We start from the raw sequence: 18,653 nt of genomic DNA, 5'->3' as shown, positions 1-18,653 counted from the left end.
CGCGCCCGGCTCCGAATGAGCACAGGAGACGTTGCGCGTCAAGATTTCCGCCGATTCCGGCCGGATGTCGGTGACGTGTGGTTTTCTGGGGTCTCCGCCGAAAGGACAGCATGGCGATCGAATTCCGCGCGGTTTCCAAGCGCTTCGGCGACGGCACGATCGCCGTCGACGACTTCAGCCTGCTCATCCCCGCCCGGAAGACGACGGTGCTCGTCGGTTCGTCGGGCAGCGGCAAGACGACCCTCCTGCGGATGATCAACCGCCTCGTGGAGCCCACTTCGGGCGTCATCACGATCGACGGCGAGTCCATCGCCGAGCGCGAGCCGGTGAAACTGCGCCGCGGGATCGGGTACGTGCTGCAGAATGCCGGACTGCTCCCCCACTTCACCGTCGTCGACAACATCGCCACCGTGCCGGTGCTCAACGGCGTGCCTCGCGCGAAGGCGCGCGAGCGCGCGCTCGAGCTCATGGACGTCGTCGGGCTGGAGCGGGGCCTGGCCAAGCGCTACCCGAGCCAGTTGTCCGGCGGCCAACAGCAGCGTGTCGGGGTCGCCCGAGCGCTCGCGGTCGACCCGAACATCCTGCTGATGGACGAGCCCTTCGGCGCGGTCGACCCCATCGTGCGGCGCGAGCTGCAGACCGAGACCATCCGCCTGCAGCGCGAGCTCGACAAGACGATCGTGTTCGTCACCCACGACATCGACGAGGCGTTCCTGCTGGGCGATCAGGTCGTGATCCTCGAGAAGGGCGCGCGCGTCGCCCAGATCGGCACGCCGAGCGAGATCATCGAGAATCCCGCGAGCGAGTTCGTCGCCGACTTCGTCGGAGTGGATCGCGGCTCTCGCGCGCTGCGCGCCAAGCAGACGCCGCGGGGCACGGTGCTCGTCGATTCCAGCGGCCGTACGCAGGGCGTGCTCCTGGAGGGCGAGCCGTGAACTGGGTCGCCGACAACCTCGATCTGATCTGGGCCCTCACCCTCGATCACCTCCGCCAGAGCGCCGTGGCGATCGTCGCCGCGTTCGTGCTGTCGGTGCCGATCGGCTGGGTCGCGTTCCGCTACACGCCGTTGCGCGGCACCGTGCTCACGGTCGTCGGGCTGCTGTACACGCTTCCCTCGTTCGCGCTGTTCCCCCTGATCACCGTCATCTTCGGGGTGCCGCTGCTGTCCGAGACGAATCTCGTCATCGCCCTCACGATCTACGGCGTCGCCATCATGACCCGCTCCGTGGCCGAGGGGCTCGCGTCGGTCGACCCCGTGACGCGGTCGGCCGCCGTCGCCGTGGGCTTCGGCGCGTGGCGGCGCTTCTGGACCGTGGACTTCCCGCTCGCGGGCCCTGTGGTCCTCGCCGGCCTCCGCGTCACGGCGATGTCCACGATCTCTCTGGCGACGGTGGGCGCCCTCATCGGGGTCGAGAACCTCGGCTATCTGTTCACCAACGGCTCCCAGCGACGCATCATCGCCGAGGTCTTCGCGGGCGTCGTCGCCGTCGTCATCATCGCGGTGATCATCGACGGGCTGCTCGTCCTCGCCGGGCGTGCGCTGCTGCCCTGGACGAGGCGGGTCGCGCCGCGCCGTTCCGAGCGCCTGCGGACGGTGACGGCATGAACCTGCTCGCCGAGGCCTTCGCCTGGATCTTCTCCGCCGGCCAAGGGTCGCTGCCGCTCGGCACGGCGATCGCGCAGCATCTCGCGTTCACGTTCGGCTCGGTGGCGATCGCCGCCGTCATCGCCGTGCCGATCGGCTACCTCATCGGGCACACGGGTCGCGGGCGAGAGCTCGCCGTCTTCCTCTCCGGCGCCGCCCGCGCGCTCCCCGCGCTCGGGCTCGTCGTGCTGCTCGTCATGCTCATGGGCGTGAACCTCAAGACGGAGGCGGCGGTCACGGTGTTCGTCGTGCTCGCCATCCCCTCGGTCCTGGCCGGGGCGTACGCCGGGCTCCAGGCGATCGACCGCTCGGTCATCGACGCCGGCCGCGCCATGGGAATGACCGAGTGGCAGATCCTGTTCCGGATCGAGATGCCGCTCGGACTCTCGCTCCTCATCGGCGGGCTGCGCTCCGCGACGCTGCAGGTGGTCGCCACCGTGACCATCGCGGCCTACGTCGGGCTGGGCGGGCTCGGCTTCTACATGATCCGCGGCCTCAACACCCGCGATTTCGCCGAGGTGCTCGGAGCGGCCATCGTCGTCGTCGCGCTCGCCCTGGTGCTCGACGGACTCTTCGCCCTCCTCGCGCGCTTCGCCGTGCCGCGCACCGAGTCGCGGCGCACGCGCATCGCCCCGCCGGAGGCCGACCCGATGCGGGTCCCCCAGTTCGACCACTGATCCCCCACCACCACACCGGAGGTACGACAATGTCCACAGCACGAACCCGCCTCGCCGTAGGGCTGGCAGGAACCGCCGTCGCGGCACTCGCCCTCGCCGGCTGCGCCTCGAGCGACCCCCTCACCGGAGACAGCACGGAGGGTGGCGACAACGGCGAATCGTCGACGATCGTCATCGGCTCGCAGGCGTACTACTCGAATGAGATCATCGCCGAGATCTACGCGCAGGCGCTGGAAGCCGAGGGCTTCACGGTCGAGCGCAACTTCAACATCGGCCAGCGCGACGCCTACATGCCCGAGATCGAGGACGGGACGATCGACCTCTTCCCCGAGTACACCGGCAACCTGCTGCAGTACTTCGACTCCGCCACCACGGCGACGTCCTCGGACGACGTCTACGCGGCGCTGCAGGACGCCCTCCCCGAGGGTCTGACGGTGCTCGACCAGTCCTCGGCCACCGACCAGGACTCGTACAACGTCACGGCCGCGTTCGCGGAAGAGAACGGGCTGACCTCGATCGCCGACCTCGCCGGCATCGAGGGGCTGGTGCTCGGCGGCGCGCCCGAACTCGAGGAGCGCCCCTACGGCCCCACCGGCCTGCAGGAGGTCTACGGTGTGACGGTGGCGTTCCAGGCGACCGCCGACACGACCGTCGACGAGCTCGTCGCCGGCAACATCCAGGTCGCCAACGTCTACAGCGCCGACCCGCGCATCGAGACCGACGACCTGGTCACGCTCGAAGACCCTGAGGGGCTCTTCCTCGCATCCAACGTGGTGCCGCTCGTCAACGCCGACGTCGCCGATGAGATCGCCGACGTGATCAATGCCGTGAGCGCCGCGCTGACGCCCGAGGGCCTGGTCGCGCTCAACGTGCAGTCCACGGTCGACCAGCGCTCCCCGGAGGACATCGCGGCCGACTGGCTGGCAGAGAACGGTCTCGCCTGACGACACCCGCCTCGACGCGACGACCCCTCGCGCGGACTCGGTCCGCGCGAGGGGTCTCGTCGTCCGCGGCGGGCGTCGAGATCCCGCGAGGGCGGGGGTTTCGCTAGGTTGGGGCAGACCCCGACCGCCAGGAGCCGCATGTCCGAACCCTCGCCGCCGGACGCCTCGACTGACCCCGACGCGCCGACCGGTTCCGGGTCGCCGACCGAGATCGACGCGCCGACCGGTTCCGCATCGCCGACCGAGACCTCGGGTCCGGTCCCGCCGGTAGGCACGCCGTCCCCGGCCGGCCCGGCGCCGGCCGCTGCGAGCTCCGGGTCGGGCGCACGGCCATACGCGGCTCGGGATCTGAACGCCCCGCAGTACTCGCTGCCCGCCTATGCGACGCCGGCCACGAACGACCCCGTGTCGCAGCAGCAACCGGTCGACGCCGCCCCCGCCCACCAGTACACGACACCGTCCTACGCGGCACCGGCCGGCGCGTCACCGCAGGCCGGCCCCGCCGGCCCCGCCGGCCCCGCCGCGCTGCCGCCCTATGCGCGTGGCGCGGGGTCACCACCGCCGCAGTACCCCGGTGCCCCTGCATCCGCTATCGGGAGCGACGGCCCGGCCGCACCGGGCGGCGTCGATCCGCGGCCGAGGGGCCTCGCGGTGTGGTCGCTGGTCCTCGCCGGCGCGGGGATCATCGTCGCGATCGGGTCGTGGGTCACCGGCGGGATCGGCGGCTCCGGTCTGTCGTTCCTTCTCCTCTTCGTGGCGTTCATCCTCTCGCTCGTCGCGCTGATCAGCCGCAGACAAGGCGGCAAGGGATTCGGGGTGGCCGCCCTGCTGCTGTCGATACTGGGCGGACTCGTGTCTTTCATCGCGGCGGTCGCGCTGCTCTTCGGCGGGTTCGGCCCGTCGTACAGCGACCCGAGCTGGGAGGACGACTACTCCGACGACTACTCCGTGCCCAGCCTCGCCGCGCCGGGCACGGACGGCCAGCCGGACGCGGGTGAGGTGTTCGCGCCGCCCGTGCCGCTCGTCGTCGTCGAGACGGCCTTCGGGCAGGAGTTCGAAGAGGGCTGGTGGTACGTCATCGTCATCGACAACCCCAACTCCGACTACATCTTCGACGCCCTCATCTCGGTGGACGCCCACGCAGCCGACGGCTCCGCACTCGAGTCGACGAGCGCCATCGCGACGCTGCAGTCGGGCCGGTCGGCCGTCGTGGGCTACTTCTACGACATGGGAGACGCCGAGATCGCGAGCATCGAGGTGACCGTGCCCCAGCCTGAGGCGGCGACCCTCTCACCGGCGGATGAGACGGGCTCGTTCACCGTCCAGGAGGTGACCGGCACGAGCAGCGACAGCGGCGCTACGACGGTGACGGGAACCGTGAGCGGGAGCTTCGCCGACGACCAGGAGTTCATCGCCGTCACCGTGCTCGCCCGCGCGGCCGACGGCTCGATCGTGGCGGCGACCACGACGTACGTCGACGAGGTCCCCGGCGACGGCACCCCGACGGCGTTCGAGGCGTGGTTCGAGCCCCTCCCCGCCGAGACGACCTTCGAGGCCTTCGCCCATCGCTGACGCGTGATTCCGGATGCCGCGGCCCGCGGCATCCGGAACCGCCGTCGATCTCCGCCGCACGGCGGAGGTCGCGAGCATCGCCCAGGCGTACGCTGACGGCATGGCGTTCGGCGAGGTCATGATGTGGGGCTTCCTCACCATGCTGTTCGCGATGCCGGTGTACTTCCTCTGGTACGCCTTCGACAACCGCCGACGTCGACGCCGCGGCGAGACCCCTGCGCCGTCGACCGGAGGCCTGCTCGGCGTCGAGGAGTTCTTCTACCCGACCGCCGAGACGGCGCGCGCGGTGTGGGAGGCCGAGCAGATCACCCCGGCGTCCGCGCCGCTGCCCGGCGACGGCCCCGGCGTGATCGACGGCAACCGCATCGTCATCGAGACCGGGCTGCGCAAGACCGGTTGACCCGGCTGACCGCCGAGCCCGGGCTCGCGGGTGCTGTCAGCGACGCCGCACTCGGCGCACGCCCGCCGCGATCAGCCGCCACCCGACCAGCGCGACGAAGAGGGTCGCCGCGGCGACGACGATGAAGGCCACGGCGGTCCCCTGGCCGGATGCCGCGCGCAGCAGCATGCCGCCCGCCACCGTCACCGCCCAGATACCCAGTCCCGAGCGCACGGGCGCCATCGGTGCGCGCCAGGCGCGCGTGACGAGCCAGCCGAGTCCGAGCGCCGTCAGAAAGGGCCACGCGGTCTGCCAGAGGCCGGTCCAGACGTCGGAGTCGTGGCTCGCGCGGCCGATCGCGGCGAACGCGATCACCAGCACGATGTCGAGTCCGAGTGCCGGCAGGACGCCTCGCCTGCTGCGCACGGGAGCTGCCGCGCCGGCGGACCGGGCGGACGACCCCGCCGCGTCCGGAGTCACGCGTCCACCGCCGGTCGAGGAGTGAGCCCGGGTGTGAGCGCCTCGCGCTCGTCGAACACGAAGCAGTCGCCGCTCCAATGGTCGCCGCCGACGTGCTCGAAGTACCCGAGGATCCCGCCGTCGAGCTGATAGGCGTCCACTCCGGCCCCCCGCAGGTAGATCGCCGCCTTCTCGCAGCGGATGCCGCCGGTGCAATAGCTGACGACGGTCTTGCCGGCGAGATCGGCGGCGGCGGCGGCCGCGGCATCCGGGAACTGCGTGAAGCGTTCGATGCGCCAGTCGACGGCGCCGTCGAACGACCCGTAGTCGACCTCGAACGCGTTGCGGGTGTCGAGGAGCACCACCTCCCGGCCGTCGTCGTCCTGTCCGCGGTCCAGCCAGCGCTTCAGCGTCGCGGGCTCCACCGCCGGCGCGCGGTCGGCTTCGGGCCGGATCGTGGGGTGGTCCATGCGGATGATCTCGCGCTTGACCTTGACGAGCATGCGGCCGAAGGGCTGGCCCTGCGACCAGCTCTCCTTCGTGGTCAGGGCCGCGAAGCGCGGGTCGGCCCGCAGTTCGTCGACGTAGCCGCGCACGGCGCCGGCCTCACCCGCGAGGAACAAGTTGATGCCCTCTTCGGCGAGGAGGATCGTGCCCTTGAGCCCGGCCGCCACCGCGCGCTCACGCAGGACCGGGCGCAGCCCGGTGGGGTCGGCGATGGGGGTGAAGAGATACGCCGAGATGTTGAGAACGGATGCCACACCTCCAGCCTACGGACGCTCCACTTGCTTCCCGACCGGCGGGTACCCCGGCCCCGCCGAGACGTCAAGACCCTCGCCGCAGCGCCGCTCGCGCTGAAGGCTGGACGTGCAGCTGCGGCCACCCCGCAGCGCCCACAGGAGGCATCATGACCGACCCCACGATCCCCGAGCCGCTCCCCGGGCAGATTCTGCCGGGAGACGTGCCGCCGGGCCCGGGCTCGCCCGATCCCGGTTCGCCCGCCCCGGGCATGCCGTCGCCGGGCGGCCCGACGGAACCGAATGCGCCGTGGCCCGAAGAGCCGCTCGCGCCGAACCCGGAGGAGCCGACCTTCCCGTCGCCGCCCGAGACCCCCATGCCCTGACTCGCGTCACGAGGACAGGAGATCTCGCCAGCGCAGGACGTTCGGCCGGCGATTCTCCTGTGCTCGCGAGATCTCCTGTTCTCGGTACGCGGCGGCCGCGGTTCCACGAGCGCGGTGACGTCCGAGGCGGCGGGGGTCCGTCGCCGCCCGGGGCCTGTCGTGTCTGAGCCGGCGGCGCCCCGGCCCTCAGGTGCGCACGGCGCCCGCCCGGTCGCCGAGGAGCTGCGTCGCGACGCTCCACAGCCGGGCGCCCGCGACCGGATCCATGAGGCGTCGATACGGCCGCTGTCGGGCTGCGGGACCGCCGAAGTGGAGGGCTCCCGAGGGTCCGAAGAAGCAGGGCGGCGCGGCATCCGTCACCGCCGCCATCAGCGCAGGCTGCGCCGCGCGTGCGGGCGTGTTCCCGAGGCGCTCCGCCAGCCCCCGGCCCATGCCACCGCGATCGCGGGCGCGCATCGCAGGGGCGATGCCGGTGTCGGGCACGACGCCGGGGTGGCTGAGGTGCACCGTGATCCCCCACCCCTCGGCCTCCGACCGTCGCGCAAGCTCGTATCCGAACAGGCCGAGTGCGACCTTCGACGCGCCGTACGCCCGCAGCGGGGCGTAGCGACGCTCGCTCTGCAGGTCGTCCCACGCGAGCCGCGACGCACCCGCGGCCAGACTCAGCTGCACCACGACGCGGGCGCGGCGCTCGCGCAGCAGCGGCAGCAGCGCCGTCGTCAGGGCGAAGTGCCCGAGGAAATTGGTCTGGAAGTGCAGCTCGAACCCGTCCGCGCTGAGGTGGCGCTCGGCGTCGCCCAGCAGCACGATGCCGGCGTTGAGCACCACGAGATCTGCGGGGGTGCGGGCGGCCAGCAGCGCCTCGGCGAGCGCGCGCGTCGTGTCGAGGCGGGCGAGGTCGAGATCGCGCAGCGAGAGGTCGGCGTGCGGTGCCTCGGCACGGATGCGCGCGAGCGCGCGCTCGCCCTTCTCGCGGTTGCGCACCGGGAGGATCAGATCGGCGCCGGCTGCCGCCAGGCCGCGCGCGATCTCGACGCCGACCCCGCTGCTGGCGCCGGTGACGAGGGCTGACCGCCCGCGGAGATCGGGTAGGGCGAACTCGGACTGCTGCGTAGGCGACATGTGCCCTCCGTTCGGCTTCCGTCTCGGAAGAGCCGGGACGGATGCCCGTGATACGCGACGACGTCGCGCCCCCTGGCCCATCGTCCCGCGCGGGCCGTCACGATTCCAGTGCACCCGCGTGCGGCACCGGGAACGCGCCTTCGAGCGGTGGCGGCATCGGCCGACGCGCCTCCAGCGGTGCCGCGTCCGTCTGTCAGACAGCGGATGGTAGCGGCGGGAGCGCCGGCACACCGTCCTCCACCGCGCGGCCGGCCTCGAACAGCACGTGCTCGCCGAAGAGGGGCCCGATGAGCTGCACACCCGTCGGCATACCGTCCGCACCGAGCCCGGTGGGCAGGGCGAGCGCGGGAAGACCCAGGAAGTTGGTCGCCACGGTGAGCCAGAGGTCGCACCAGGCGCGGTCCGCTTCCTGCCTTCCCCCGAGGTCGTAGTCGACCCCGCGCATGCGAGACGTCGACACCGGGCCGAGGATCAGCGGCACCTCGACCTGCAGGCGACGCCACGCCGCGGCGATCACGGCGCGCCGCGCCCAGGCGTCGGCGTACTCCCGCGCCGATTCGAACGGTCGGGCCGCCGCCGTGCTGTCGCCTAGAAAGGCCGTGGCGGATGCCCCGAGCGGCCGGCCGAGCGCCTCGGGGTCGAGGGAGAGCAGCATGTCGGTGCACGACAGGCGGCGCCAGAGCACAGCGGCCTCCTCGAGCAGCGGGGCGTCGACGTCCACGACCTCCCACCCGCGGCCCGCGAGCGATGCCGCTGCCCGATCGAGGGCCGCGGCCACCTCCGGATCGACTCCTCCGCCGCCGGGGTCGCGAACCACCCCGACCCGCCGCGCGACCTCGCCGGGTCGCACGTGGGGCGCGGCCAGCGACACCGGGTCGTCGGCATCCCACCCCTCCAGCACGTCCAGTGCGAGCGCGACGTCGTCGACGCCGCGCGCCATCGGTCCGTTCACCGAGAACTGCTGCAGCGTGAGGGCGACCGCCTGATCGCGCACCGCAGCCCTCGGCACGCGCCCCTGCGAGGGCCGCAGTCCCACGACGCCCGCGGCATAAGCCGGAAGACGCAGCGATCCGCCGAAGTCGTTGCCGAGCCCGATCGCGCTCATCCCCGTCGCCACCGCGACTGCGTCGCCGCCGCTCGAGCCGCCGGGGCTGCGCTCCGGGTCCCACGGATTGAGCGTGCGGCCGAAGACGTCGTTGTCGGTGTCCCAGCGCATGCCGAAATCGGGCATGTTGCCGCGTCCCACAGGCACGGCGCCCGCCTCGCGCAGCCGGCGCACGACGGTGGCATCGCGATCGGGCACGGCGTCGACGAGCCCCCGCCAGCCGCTCGTGGTCGCCGACCACGTGAGATCGATGTTCTCCTTGACCGACACGGGCACGCCGGCCAGCGGCCCGGGGTCGCGTCCTTCCGCCACGGCGGCGTCCACGGCGGCCGCGGCCGCACGCGCCCTGTCGGGAAAGACGACCGTGAGCGCATTCAGGCGCGGGTTCGCCCCGGCGATGCGCTCGAGGTGCGCCTCGACGACCTCGGCGGCCGTGACCTCTCGAGCGCGCACGGCGGCGGCGATGGCGGCGACGGACGAGGGCGCGTGCGAGGGCGGGATCATGGCGGTCCCATCCCACCACGCGCGGCGCCGCCACGGCGAGTAGCACGCCGCCGCGACGACGGCAATCCCCACCCCTGCGACGACAGCCCTCGCTAGCGTCGAGGCGTCCCCAGAGCGGAGCGGACCTCGCACGGCCGGTCCCCCGCGTCAGGCGAATCACGGAAACGGAGCGACTGTGGCGACCACGACCGCGAAGAAGACCACCTCGAAGAGCAGCTCGACCGCGGGCGGAGCCGGCAAGAGCCGCCGTCGCGCGGCACGCGGCGGCACCGGCGCCGAGCTGACGCCGGAGCAGAACGCGGAGCGCGGGTTCACGGCGTCGGAGAGCCTGAGCGAGAACCTCCAGAAGGTGCTCGTCGACCTCATCGAGCTCTCGCTGCAGGGCAAGCAGGCGCACTGGAACGTCGTGGGCCGCAACTTCCGCGACACGCACCTCCAGCTCGACGAGATCATCGAGGCCGCCCGCGACTTCGCCGACACCGTCGCCGAGCGCATGCGCTCGCTGCACGCCCTGCCCGACGGCCGCAGCGACGAAGTCGCACAGACCACCACCCTGCCGGAGTTCCCGCAGGGCGAGATCGCCACGAACGAGGTCGTCGACCTCATGACGGAGCGATTGGATGCCGTCGCCGCGACGTGCCGTGAAGTGCACGACGACGTCGACGAAGAAGACCCCACGAGCGCCGACATCCTGCACGCCATTCTGGAGCGGGTGGAGCAGCTTTCGTGGATGGTGAGCGCGGAGAACCGCACCCCGCAGCGGTGATCCCAGGCGCCCCGACGCTGCCCGCCGTCCTCCCCCAGCCGGACCGGCGGGCAGCGCCATGTCCGGGTCGTGGCGGCCGGAGGATCCCCTCGGCGACGCCGGCAGGGCGGGGACCGGAGGCGTGCCGGCGAGAGGCGGGCCGCGCAGTGTAGCGCGCGACTCCGTCGACGGCTACGGGGGCACGGATCCGTCGGAACCGGCGAAAGGTGGCTGGTCCATCCCAACCTTCGAGGAGCAGCGATGTACTTCCACCTTCCCCACCTCATCAACCCGATCGACGTCGACGAGCCTGATCCGGCCGCGGCCAACGCGCTCCAGGAAGGGCTCGGCGGCCAGTTCGGCGAGATGCGCACGATGATGCAGTACCTCTTCCAGAGCATCAACTTCCGCGGGCCCGAGGGAAAGCCGTACCGCGACCTCATGCAGGGCATCGGCACCGAGGAAATCGGCCACGTGGAGTTGATCGGCACAACGATCGCGCGGCTTCTCGACGGCGCCCCGGGTTACCACGGCAAGCCGACCGACCCCGTCGACGAGCCGGGCGCGGGGGGTGCGATCCCGCTGAACATCGCCCTGTCGGAGGGCAACATCCACCACTATCTGGTCGGCGCGCAGGGCGCCCTGCCGGTGGACGCGGCGGGAAATCCGTGGAGCGGCAGCTATGTCTACAACTCGGGCAACCTCGTGCTCGACCTGCTCTACAACCTGATGCTCGAGTCGACCGGGCGCCTGCAGAAGTGCCGCATCTACGAGATGACCTCGAACAAGACGGCGCGCTCGACGATCTCGTATCTGATCGTGCGCGACCAGGCGCACGAGAATGCCTACGCGAAGGCGCTCGAGACGCTCGGAGTCAACTGGCGGACGTCCCTGCCCATCCCGAAGACGAACGCGGAGCAGTTCCCGGAGGTGCGCCGGCTCATCGACCTCGGGCTGCAGAGCAAGCAGTACTCGTTCGATCTCGGCGGCCAGTCCGAGGCGGGCCGCATCATCCAGGGCATGTCGCCCTCCGACGACGGCACGACGCTCGACGCCTCCGAGCAGGCTCCCGAGGGCGTGCCGATCGAGATCGCTCCCGAGCGCCTCGAGGAGTTCTCGCCCGGTGCCGACGCCGAGCTGCGCGCGCTGATCGCCGCCACCGCCGAGATGGAGATGGCGGAGATGGAGATGACGTTCGGCCGCCTCGGATGACGCGTGATTCCAGCGGTCGCGGCACGCGTCGCGACCGCTAGAGTCATGCCCATGGCATCAGGCAAGCAGCAGCCCGAGACCGAACTCCGCGGTGGAGTCCTCGCGGGCAACGGAAGCCCCGTCCTGTGGGGCTGGCTCATCGGGCTCGTCGTGTTCGCGTTCGTAGCGGTCCCCATCTCGATCGCCGTGCGCTTCGCCACGCACCCCGCGACGCAGGAGCTGTTCGGCGGCCGCCTCGAAGAGGCCAGCTCCGGCGGCTATTCGGCGTTCTGGTGGATCGTCGCGATCTTCCTCTTCGCCGTGCCGGTGCTCATCGGCTGGGGAGTCGCGAAGCTCTCGGGCCGTACCCTCGCGATCATCGTGGGCATCCTCGCGCTCTTCTTCATCGCGATCCTGGTCTTCGGCCAGCTCTTCTGACCCGACGCTGTCGCTGCGTCGACGACCCGGTGCGCGCTGCGCCGGGTCCTCGCGGCGCCCCGCGATAATGGGAGCATGACGACCGGGTACAGCGCGATCTCGAGCTACTCCCGGGTCGAGATCATGCACCTGCTGCAGCAGCGCCCGCAGCGCCCCATCGCCGAGCTCGTCGAGGCGACCGGCCTTCACGCCAACACGGTTCGCGAGCACGTGCAGCGGCTGATCGACGCCGGATACGTGATCGCCGAGACCGAGCGCCGCACCACGCGCGGGCGACCGCGCGTGCTGTACTCGGCGGCGACGGGCGCCCAAGAGGCCTCGAGCCCCGTGGCCGTCCAGCGTGCTGAAGCCGCTGCGCGCCGAGGAGACCTGCTGCGTCGCGTGTACGGATCAACGACGGATGCCGCGCTCGGCGCGGACGCGCTGCACCAGCTCGACGCCCTCGTGGAAGATCTCGGCGACGCCGGCTTCGACCCGCTCGTCGACGAGCGCGAGCTCACCGTCGACCTCACCCCATGCCCGCACGCGCCCACGGCGGCGCACCGCGGCATCCTCTGCGACGTCCACGTCGGGCTGATGGACAGCGTGCTCGCCCAGGCCGGCGGGCCGCTGAAGGTGGAGGGCATCGCCCCCTCGTGCGACCCGACGCAGTGCGTCGTGCAGCTCACCCGCGCCTGACCCGCTCCACCGTCTCCCCCGCCGGCTCAGCCGTCCCCCCCGCCGGCCCCGGCCTCACAACCACCCGCGAGAGCGCGCATACTGCTCTTGCGAAGCGCCTGGGTCAGCACTTTGTGCGCTCTCGACCAGAGTCCCGGGAGGCGTCCCATGTCAGCCGCCGATGGCGTTCATGCCGCGTGCGGGTTGCAGGAAGGCGGGGTCGTTGATGGCGTGGCCGGGGAGCTTGCCTTTCACGCAGGCGCGCAGCATCCGGTCGATGCCGGCGTCCACGGACGGGTCGGCGGGGGTGCGGAGGGTGGGCAGCAGGTCGTATTCGGTGGTGGAGAACAGGCAGTTGCGCAGCTGCCCGTCCGCGGTCAGCCGCAGCCGGTCGCAGTCGCCGCAGAACGGGGCCGTCACCGACGCGATCACCCCGACCGTGTGCGGGCCGCCATCCAGCAGCCACCGCGCCGCCGGCGCGCCCCCGCGCCCGGGCACCTCGGTCAGCGTCCACCGGGTGGCCAGGGTGGTGAGGATCTCGTGCTGGGTGACCATCCGGTCCCGGTCCCAGGTGTGCCCGGCATCCAACGGCATCTGCTCGATGAACCGCAGCTGCACGTCGTGGTCGATCGCGAACTGCACCAGCTGCACCAGCTCGTCGTCGTTGACCCCCCGCATCGCCACCGCGTTCAGCTTCACCGGCCGCAACCCCGACGCCGCCGCCGCCGCGATCCCCGCCAGCACATCCTCCAACCGGTCCCGGCGGGTCAACGCCGCGAACCGGTCCCGATCCAGCGTGTCCAACGAGATGTTCACCCGCGACAGTCCCGCCGCGATCAGCCCGGGCAGCAGCTGCGGCAGCCGGATCCCGTTGGTGGTCATCGCGACCTCCACCCCGCCCCCGTCCGGCCCGGTCAACCCCGCCAACCGGGCCACCACCTCGACGATGTCGGTGCGCAGCAACGGCTCGCCACCGGTGAGCCGGAACGTGGTGATCCCATCCGCCGCCGCCACCCGAGCCACCCGCACGATCTCGTCCACGGTCAGGATGCTCGACTTCGCCAACCACTCATTGCCCTGCTCCGGCATGCAATACGTACACCGCAGCGAACACCGATCCGTCAACGAGATCCGCAGATCCCGATGCACCCGCCCATGCGAATCCACCAACGGCAACCCCACACCCACCGCCCCCGGAGCCGCACCGGGAGCGGCGGGCGCGCCGAGGGAACCGGACGCCGCAGGCACCGGCATCCGCCGACCGATCGTCACCGGGATCGCCGTCATGCGCCCGGCTCCACTCGCACTCCCCGGCTCGCCATGTCTCGAGGGTAGCCGTGCGCTTGCGCACCCCCCTCCGAGATGACGCTTCGAGATGGCGCTTATTCACGGCGGGCGGACTCGCGCGCGGCCCGCGATCCTGCAATCCTGGGGCCACGCGGAGCCCTCCGGGCCCCCTCGCCCCTGTGGTCTGACCACATGTTACTGTGGTCGGACCACGTCCGGATCGATCGGAAGCGCACATGGATCTGCTGGACCCTCTGCTGCTGGCACGCTGGCAGTTCGGCCTTACGACGCTGTACCACTTCCTGTTCGTGCCGCTCACTCTGGGCATGGCGCTGACGGTCGCGATCTTCCAGACCGCGTGGTTCCGCACCGGCAACGTGAAGTGGCTTCACCTCACCCGGTTCTTCGGCAAGATCTTCCTGATCAACTTCGCCATGGGCGTCGTGACGGGCATCGTTCAGGAGTTCCAGTTCGGCATGAACTGGTCCTCCTACTCGCGGTTCGTCGGCGACGTCTTCGGCGCCCCGCTCGCCTTCGAGGGCCTCATGGCCTTCTTCTTCGAGGCGACGTTCATCGGGCTGTGGATCTTCGGGTGGGACAAGCTGCCGAAGGCGCTGCACCTCGCGAGCATCTGGATCGCGACGATCGGCGCATGGTTCTCGGCGTACTTCATCCTGGCCGCGAACGCCTTCATGCAGAATCCGGTCGGCTTCAAGATGGCCGAGGACGGCTCCCGCGCCGAGATGACCGACTTCTTCGCGGTGCTCACCAACCCGGTCGCCCTCGCCGCACTCCCCCACACGCTCTTCGCCGCCTTCATGATGACCGCGGGCGTGATCGTCTCGATCTCCGCCTGGCATCTGCTGCGCAAGCAGAACATCGACATGATGCGCTCGTCGCTCAAGTTCGGCCTGTGGGGACTCATCGCCGCCTTCGCCGGGGTGGCGATCTCCGGCGACCAGCTCAGCCTCGTCATGGTGGCGACGCAGCCGATGAAGATGGCGGCCGCCGAGGCCACGTTCGACACCGTCTGCGGAGCGGATGCCTCGTTCTCGATCTTCACGCTCGGCACCCCCGACGGCACCAGCGAGCTGTTCTCGATCCGCGTGCCGTACCTGCTCGCGCTACTGTCGACGCACTCGCTCGACGGCTGTGTCGAGGGCATCAACGACCTCAACATGCAGTACACGACCGAGATGTTCCCGCAGTTCGCCGACCAGGTCGACGGCAACTTCGCGCCGATCCTGTGGGTCACGTACTGGTCGTTCCGCTGGATGATCGGCCTCGGCAGCGTCGCGGCGCTGGTCGGTGTCGTCGGCCTGTGGCTCACACGCAAGAAGGCCAAGCGCGAGGTGCCCGCGTGGGCCTGGCGCCTGGCGGTGTGGGCCTGGCCGGCCTCGCTCTTCGCGATCCTGGTGGGCTGGGTGTTCACCGAGATGGGCCGCCAGCCGTGGATCGTGTTCAGCCTCATGCTCACCGAGGACGGCGTCTCCCCCTCGGTGCCGGGGTGGACGGTGCTCATCTCGCTGACCGCGTTCACGCTCATCTACGCCGCGCTGGCCGTGGTGGAGTTCGGCCTGATCGTGAAGACCGCCAAGAAGGGCCCCGAACCCCTTCCCGAGCCGGGCGCGCCCGACCCGCGCCACCTCGCGGTCGAAGACACCCCGACGACGGTCTACTAAGGGCTTCAGGAGCACATCATGGATCTCGCCTACCTCTGGTTCTGGATCGTCGGCTTCCTCTTCGTCGGCTACTTCGTGCTCGACGGGTTCGACTTCGGCGTCGGCATGTCGCTGCCGTTCCTCGGCAAGAACGACGTCAGCCGCCGCCAGGTGATCAACACCATCGGCCCGGTGTGGGACCTCAACGAGACCTGGGTCATCGTCGCCGGCGCGTGCCTGTTCGCCGCGTTCCCCGAGTGGTACGCGACGCTCTTCAGCGGCTTCTACCTCGCGCTGCTGCTGATCCTGCTCGCGCTCATCCTGCGCGGCGTCTCGTTCGAGTACCGCCATCAGCGCGATTCGCTGCGCTGGAAGGCCGGCTTCGACCGGATGATCGTTATCGGGTCGGCGGTGCCGGCGTTCCTGTGGGGCGTCGCCGTCGCGAACATCGTGCAGGGCGTGCCGCTGGACGCCGACCACGAGTTCACCGGCTCGCTGCTGACGCTGCTCAACCCCTACGGGCTGCTGGGCGGACTGACCACCCTGCTGCTGTTCTTCACCCACGGCGTGTACTTCGTCGCATTGAAGACCGATGGACAGGTCGCCGCCGACGCGCGCCGGCTGGCCGGTCGTGCGGGGCTCCTGACGATCGTCGTCGCCGCGGCGTTCCTGGTGTGGACGGTCGGCATGGCGTACGCGGAGGGCCGCGACTTCGCCTTCGTGACGGCGGTGCTCTCCACCGTCGCAGCGGTGCTCCTCATCGCATCGTGGCTCGCCAACGCCCGGGGCCGGGAGGGGTGGGCGTTCGGGTTCGGCGCGTTCACCATCGTCACGGCGGTGCTCGCGGTCTGGTTCGCCCTGTTCCCGTACGTGATGCCCTCGACCGGCGACCCGGCGGGCTCGCTCACGATCGAGAACGCGTCGAGCACCGACTACACGCTGACGATCATGTCGTGGGCCGCCCTGGTGTTCCTCCCCCTGGTGCTCGCCTACCAGGGCTGGACGTACTGGATCTTCCGCAAGCGCATCACCCGCTCGCGGATCGAGCAGGCAGCCGCTGCGCCCGCGCACTGAGACCGGGAGATGACGGATGCCGCGGCCCGCGGCATCCGTCCCTCCCCTCTTCGTCGACATCGCGGTTTGTCGGCGAGACAGCACGTTCGCGGCGCCGACGACACGCGGTCTCGCCGAGGACGCGCGTTCTCGACGGGACGGAGAGGGACGACAGGAGCGCCGCGGACGGCCGCGGGTAGGGTCGAAGGAGCGATGGACGAGACGCAGGACGACGGACCCCGACGCCTGTCGGGCAAGCCGGTCGACCCTCGGCTGCTGCGGTACGCGAGCGCCTCTCGCTGGTTCTTCGCCGCGATCGGCGGGATCGCGGTGGCGCAGACGGGCGTCATCGTCGCGTTCGCGTGGCTGCTGACCCGCGCGATCACCGGCGCGATCGACGGGATGCCGGTGTCCGAGCTGTCGACGACGCTCGGGGCTCTCGCGGCGGTGGTGGGACTGCGTGCGGTGCTGCTGTGGGCGCGCGAAGCGGTCGCCGCCCGCGCCGCCGCGCGCGTGCAGGGGCAGCTGCGGGACGCCCTCGTCGCGGCGGTCGGACTGCTCGGACCCGAGTGGCTCGGCGCCCGCAACTCGGCGGCTCTCGCCGTGACGGCCGGGCGCGGACTCGAAGCTCTCGAGGCCTACTTCGGCCGCTACCTGCCGCAGCTGGTGCAGACCGTCGTCGCCACGCCGCTGATCCTCGCGGTGATGTGGTGGCAGGACTGGATCTCCGGCTTGACCGTGCTCCTGACACTCCCGCTCATCCCGATCTTCATGGTGCTGATCGGGCTCGCGACGCGCTCGGTGCAGCAGAGGCAATGGCGCACGCTGCAGCGCCTCGCGTCGCGGTTCGCCGATACCGTCCAGGGTCTGTCGACGCTCAAGATCTTCGGCCGCCAGCACCGGGCGGCGGCGTCCATCGAACGCGTCACCGGCGAGTACCGCCGCGAGACGATGCGCGTGCTGCGCGTCTCGTTCCTCTCCGGGTTCGCCCTCGAGTTCCTCGCGTCGATCTCGGTCGCGATCGTCGCGGTCTCGATCGGGTTCCGGCTCATCGACGGCTCCCTGACGCTGGCCGTCGGCCTCTTCGTGCTCCTGCTCGCGCCCGAGGCCTACCTGCCGCTGCGGCAGGTCGGCGTGCAGTTCCACGCGGCCTCGGAGGGCGTGGCAGCGACCGACGACGTGTTCGAGGTGCTCGACGCGGCTCGGCGTGCTGGGGGTGACGCAGTGGGGGTACCGCTGCGCGGGATCCCGCTCCGGGGTGCGTACCCGGCGGCGTCGACTTCGTCGGCGGCGCCCCGCCAGTCCCGAGCCCGCACCCCTTCCGCGGGATCCCGCTCCGCTGGGTCGCGGCAGGGCGGCAACGGTGCCGCCGCCTCCGAGGTTGTCGTAGGAAGACAAGGGGACGGGGTGCTCCAGCTTCGCGGCGTTTCCGTCTTGCGGGGCGACAGGCTGCTGCCACCCGTCGACCTGATCGCCACGCCGGGCACCCTCACCCTCATCGAAGGACCGAGCGGCGTCGGCAAGTCCAGCCTGTTCGCGGCCCTGCGCGGGGCCGCCGCCTTCGAGGGCGACGCCACGTGGGGCGGCACGGACGTGCGTGCGCTCGCACCCTCCGAGTGGCTCGCGTGGGCCGGCCAGCAGCCTGGGCTGCTCACCGGGACCATCGCGGACAACGTCGCGCTGGGCGACCTCGAGCCCGAGGAAGGCACGGTCCGACGAGCGCTCGACCTCGCGTGCGCCGGGGCGCTCGACCCGGCACAGGAGCTCGGCGTGCAGGGCGCGGGACTGTCCGGCGGCCAGGCGCAGCGGGTCGCGGTGGCGCGCGCCTTCTACCGCCACCTTCGCGGCGCGACGCCCGTCATCGCCCTCGATGAACCCAGCTCGGCGCTCGACCCCGAGACCGAGGCGCGGCTGTGGCGCAGCATCCGTCATCTCGCCGACGACGGCGCGACGGTGCTGCTGATCTCGCATCGCATCTCGGCGCGCGACGTCGCCGACGCCGTCGTGCGGCTGGCGCCGAGCGAGGTGCTCGCATGACGACGACCAACTCGACGGTGGCAGCCGGCCGCACGCACCGGAGCCGTTCCACCG

19 protein-coding genes are annotated in these 18,653 nt (G+C 71.2%); 14 read left to right on the top strand and 5 right to left on the bottom strand.

Annotated features, from left to right (window positions below; all coding sequences use genetic code 11):
* The first annotated feature begins 110 nt into the window (after positions 1-110).
* The 6 genes from IM767_RS06845 to IM767_RS06820 all read left to right on the top strand — a co-directional run bounded on the left by IM767_RS06845 (position 111) and on the right by IM767_RS06820 (position 5,238).
* A complete protein-coding gene (locus IM767_RS06845; protein WP_109211704.1) occupies positions 111-935 on the top strand; it encodes an ABC transporter ATP-binding protein in 825 nt (274 codons plus the stop codon).
* The gene (locus IM767_RS06840) at positions 932-1,606 is read left to right on the top strand and encodes an ABC transporter permease (RefSeq protein WP_109211705.1); all 675 of its coding nucleotides are present in this window, start codon (positions 932-934) and stop codon (positions 1,604-1,606) included. The genes IM767_RS06845 and IM767_RS06840 overlap by 4 nt, the downstream gene beginning before the upstream one ends.
* Positions 1,603-2,322, top strand: a complete 720-nt coding sequence (locus IM767_RS06835; protein WP_109211706.1) for an ABC transporter permease — start codon at positions 1,603-1,605, stop codon at positions 2,320-2,322. The genes IM767_RS06840 and IM767_RS06835 overlap by 4 nt, the downstream gene beginning before the upstream one ends.
* A 29-nt stretch (positions 2,323-2,351) precedes the next feature.
* Positions 2,352-3,266 carry an ABC transporter substrate-binding protein gene (locus IM767_RS06830; RefSeq protein WP_109211707.1) on the top strand — a complete coding sequence of 305 codons (915 nt, stop codon included), beginning with the start codon at positions 2,352-2,354 and terminating at the stop codon, positions 3,264-3,266.
* A 138-nt stretch (positions 3,267-3,404) separates the two neighbouring features.
* A complete protein-coding gene (locus IM767_RS06825; protein WP_109211708.1) occupies positions 3,405-4,838 on the top strand; it encodes a hypothetical protein in 1,434 nt (477 codons plus the stop codon).
* A 13-nt stretch (positions 4,839-4,851) separates the two neighbouring features.
* Positions 4,852-5,238, top strand: a complete 387-nt coding sequence (locus IM767_RS06820) for a hypothetical protein (protein WP_109211709.1) — start codon at positions 4,852-4,854, stop codon at positions 5,236-5,238.
* Positions 5,239-5,274: 36 nt separating this feature from the next.
* Here the strand turns inward: IM767_RS06820 and IM767_RS06815 are convergent, their stop codons facing one another.
* Complete coding sequence (locus tag IM767_RS06815) at positions 5,275-5,643, bottom strand: DUF3054 domain-containing protein (protein ID WP_109211710.1); 369 nt, start codon at positions 5,641-5,643, stop codon at positions 5,275-5,277.
* 50 nt (positions 5,644-5,693) lie between these two features.
* Positions 5,694-6,437 carry a sulfurtransferase gene (locus tag IM767_RS06810; protein ID WP_109211711.1) on the bottom strand — a complete coding sequence of 248 codons (744 nt, stop codon included), beginning with the start codon at positions 6,435-6,437 and terminating at the stop codon, positions 5,694-5,696.
* A gap of 146 nt (positions 6,438-6,583) precedes the next feature.
* Here IM767_RS06810 and IM767_RS06805 point away from each other — a divergent pair, with 146 nt between their 5' ends.
* On the top strand, positions 6,584-6,799 hold the full coding sequence (locus IM767_RS06805) for a hypothetical protein (RefSeq protein WP_109211712.1): 216 nt from the start codon (positions 6,584-6,586) through the stop codon (positions 6,797-6,799).
* Between the two features lie 186 nt (positions 6,800-6,985).
* Here IM767_RS06805 and IM767_RS06800 read toward each other — a convergent pair whose 3' ends face one another.
* Together IM767_RS06800 and IM767_RS06795 are read right to left on the bottom strand one after the other, a co-directional pair.
* Positions 6,986-7,921, bottom strand: coding sequence for an SDR family oxidoreductase (locus IM767_RS06800; protein ID WP_109211713.1), 936 nt, complete (start codon positions 7,919-7,921; stop codon positions 6,986-6,988).
* A 193-nt stretch (positions 7,922-8,114) separates the two neighbouring features.
* On the bottom strand, positions 8,115-9,530 hold the full coding sequence (locus tag IM767_RS06795) for an amidase (RefSeq protein ID WP_109211714.1): 1,416 nt from the start codon (positions 9,528-9,530) through the stop codon (positions 8,115-8,117).
* Between the two features lie 175 nt (positions 9,531-9,705).
* On the opposite strand from IM767_RS06795, the gene IM767_RS06790 reads away from it, so the two are divergent.
* The 4 genes from IM767_RS06790 to IM767_RS06775 all read left to right on the top strand — a co-directional run bounded on the left by IM767_RS06790 (position 9,706) and on the right by IM767_RS06775 (position 12,582).
* Positions 9,706-10,296 carry a Dps family protein gene (locus IM767_RS06790; protein ID WP_109211715.1) on the top strand — a complete coding sequence of 197 codons (591 nt, stop codon included), beginning with the start codon at positions 9,706-9,708 and terminating at the stop codon, positions 10,294-10,296.
* 240 nt (positions 10,297-10,536) lie between these two features.
* Positions 10,537-11,487, top strand: a complete 951-nt coding sequence (locus IM767_RS06785) for a manganese catalase family protein (RefSeq protein ID WP_109211716.1) — start codon at positions 10,537-10,539, stop codon at positions 11,485-11,487.
* A 51-nt stretch (positions 11,488-11,538) separates the two neighbouring features.
* A complete protein-coding gene (locus IM767_RS06780) occupies positions 11,539-11,904 on the top strand; it encodes a hypothetical protein (protein ID WP_239453452.1) in 366 nt (121 codons plus the stop codon).
* Between the two features lie 75 nt (positions 11,905-11,979).
* The gene (locus tag IM767_RS06775) at positions 11,980-12,582 is read left to right on the top strand and encodes a winged helix-turn-helix transcriptional regulator (RefSeq protein ID WP_109211718.1); all 603 of its coding nucleotides are present in this window, start codon (positions 11,980-11,982) and stop codon (positions 12,580-12,582) included.
* A gap of 150 nt (positions 12,583-12,732) precedes the next feature.
* On the opposite strand, the gene moaA is transcribed toward IM767_RS06775, so the two are convergent.
* A complete protein-coding gene (gene moaA / locus IM767_RS06770) occupies positions 12,733-13,848 on the bottom strand; it encodes a GTP 3',8-cyclase MoaA (protein ID WP_194398831.1) in 1,116 nt (371 codons plus the stop codon).
* Between the two features lie 236 nt (positions 13,849-14,084).
* On the opposite strand from moaA, the gene IM767_RS06765 reads away from it, so the two are divergent.
* The 3 genes from IM767_RS06765 to cydD all read left to right on the top strand — a co-directional run bounded on the left by IM767_RS06765 (position 14,085) and on the right by cydD (position 18,599).
* Entirely contained in the window at positions 14,085-15,530 is a 1,446-nt protein-coding gene (locus IM767_RS06765) for a cytochrome ubiquinol oxidase subunit I (protein WP_109211439.1), read from the top strand.
* Positions 15,531-15,548: 18 nt separating this feature from the next.
* Positions 15,549-16,583: a cytochrome d ubiquinol oxidase subunit II gene (gene cydB / locus IM767_RS06760; protein ID WP_109211440.1), complete on the top strand. Its 1,035-nt coding sequence runs from the start codon at positions 15,549-15,551 to the stop codon at positions 16,581-16,583.
* 192 nt (positions 16,584-16,775) lie between these two features.
* Positions 16,776-18,599: a thiol reductant ABC exporter subunit CydD gene (gene cydD / locus IM767_RS06755; RefSeq protein ID WP_109211441.1), complete on the top strand. Its 1,824-nt coding sequence runs from the start codon at positions 16,776-16,778 to the stop codon at positions 18,597-18,599.
* Positions 18,600-18,653: the final 54 nt, after the last annotated feature.

The organism is Microbacterium ureisolvens, from assembly GCF_015278315.1.
GTDB classification, from domain to species: Bacteria; Actinomycetota; Actinomycetes; order Actinomycetales; family Microbacteriaceae; genus Microbacterium; species Microbacterium ureisolvens.
This window is presented reverse-complemented; position numbering and strand designations above follow the sequence as displayed.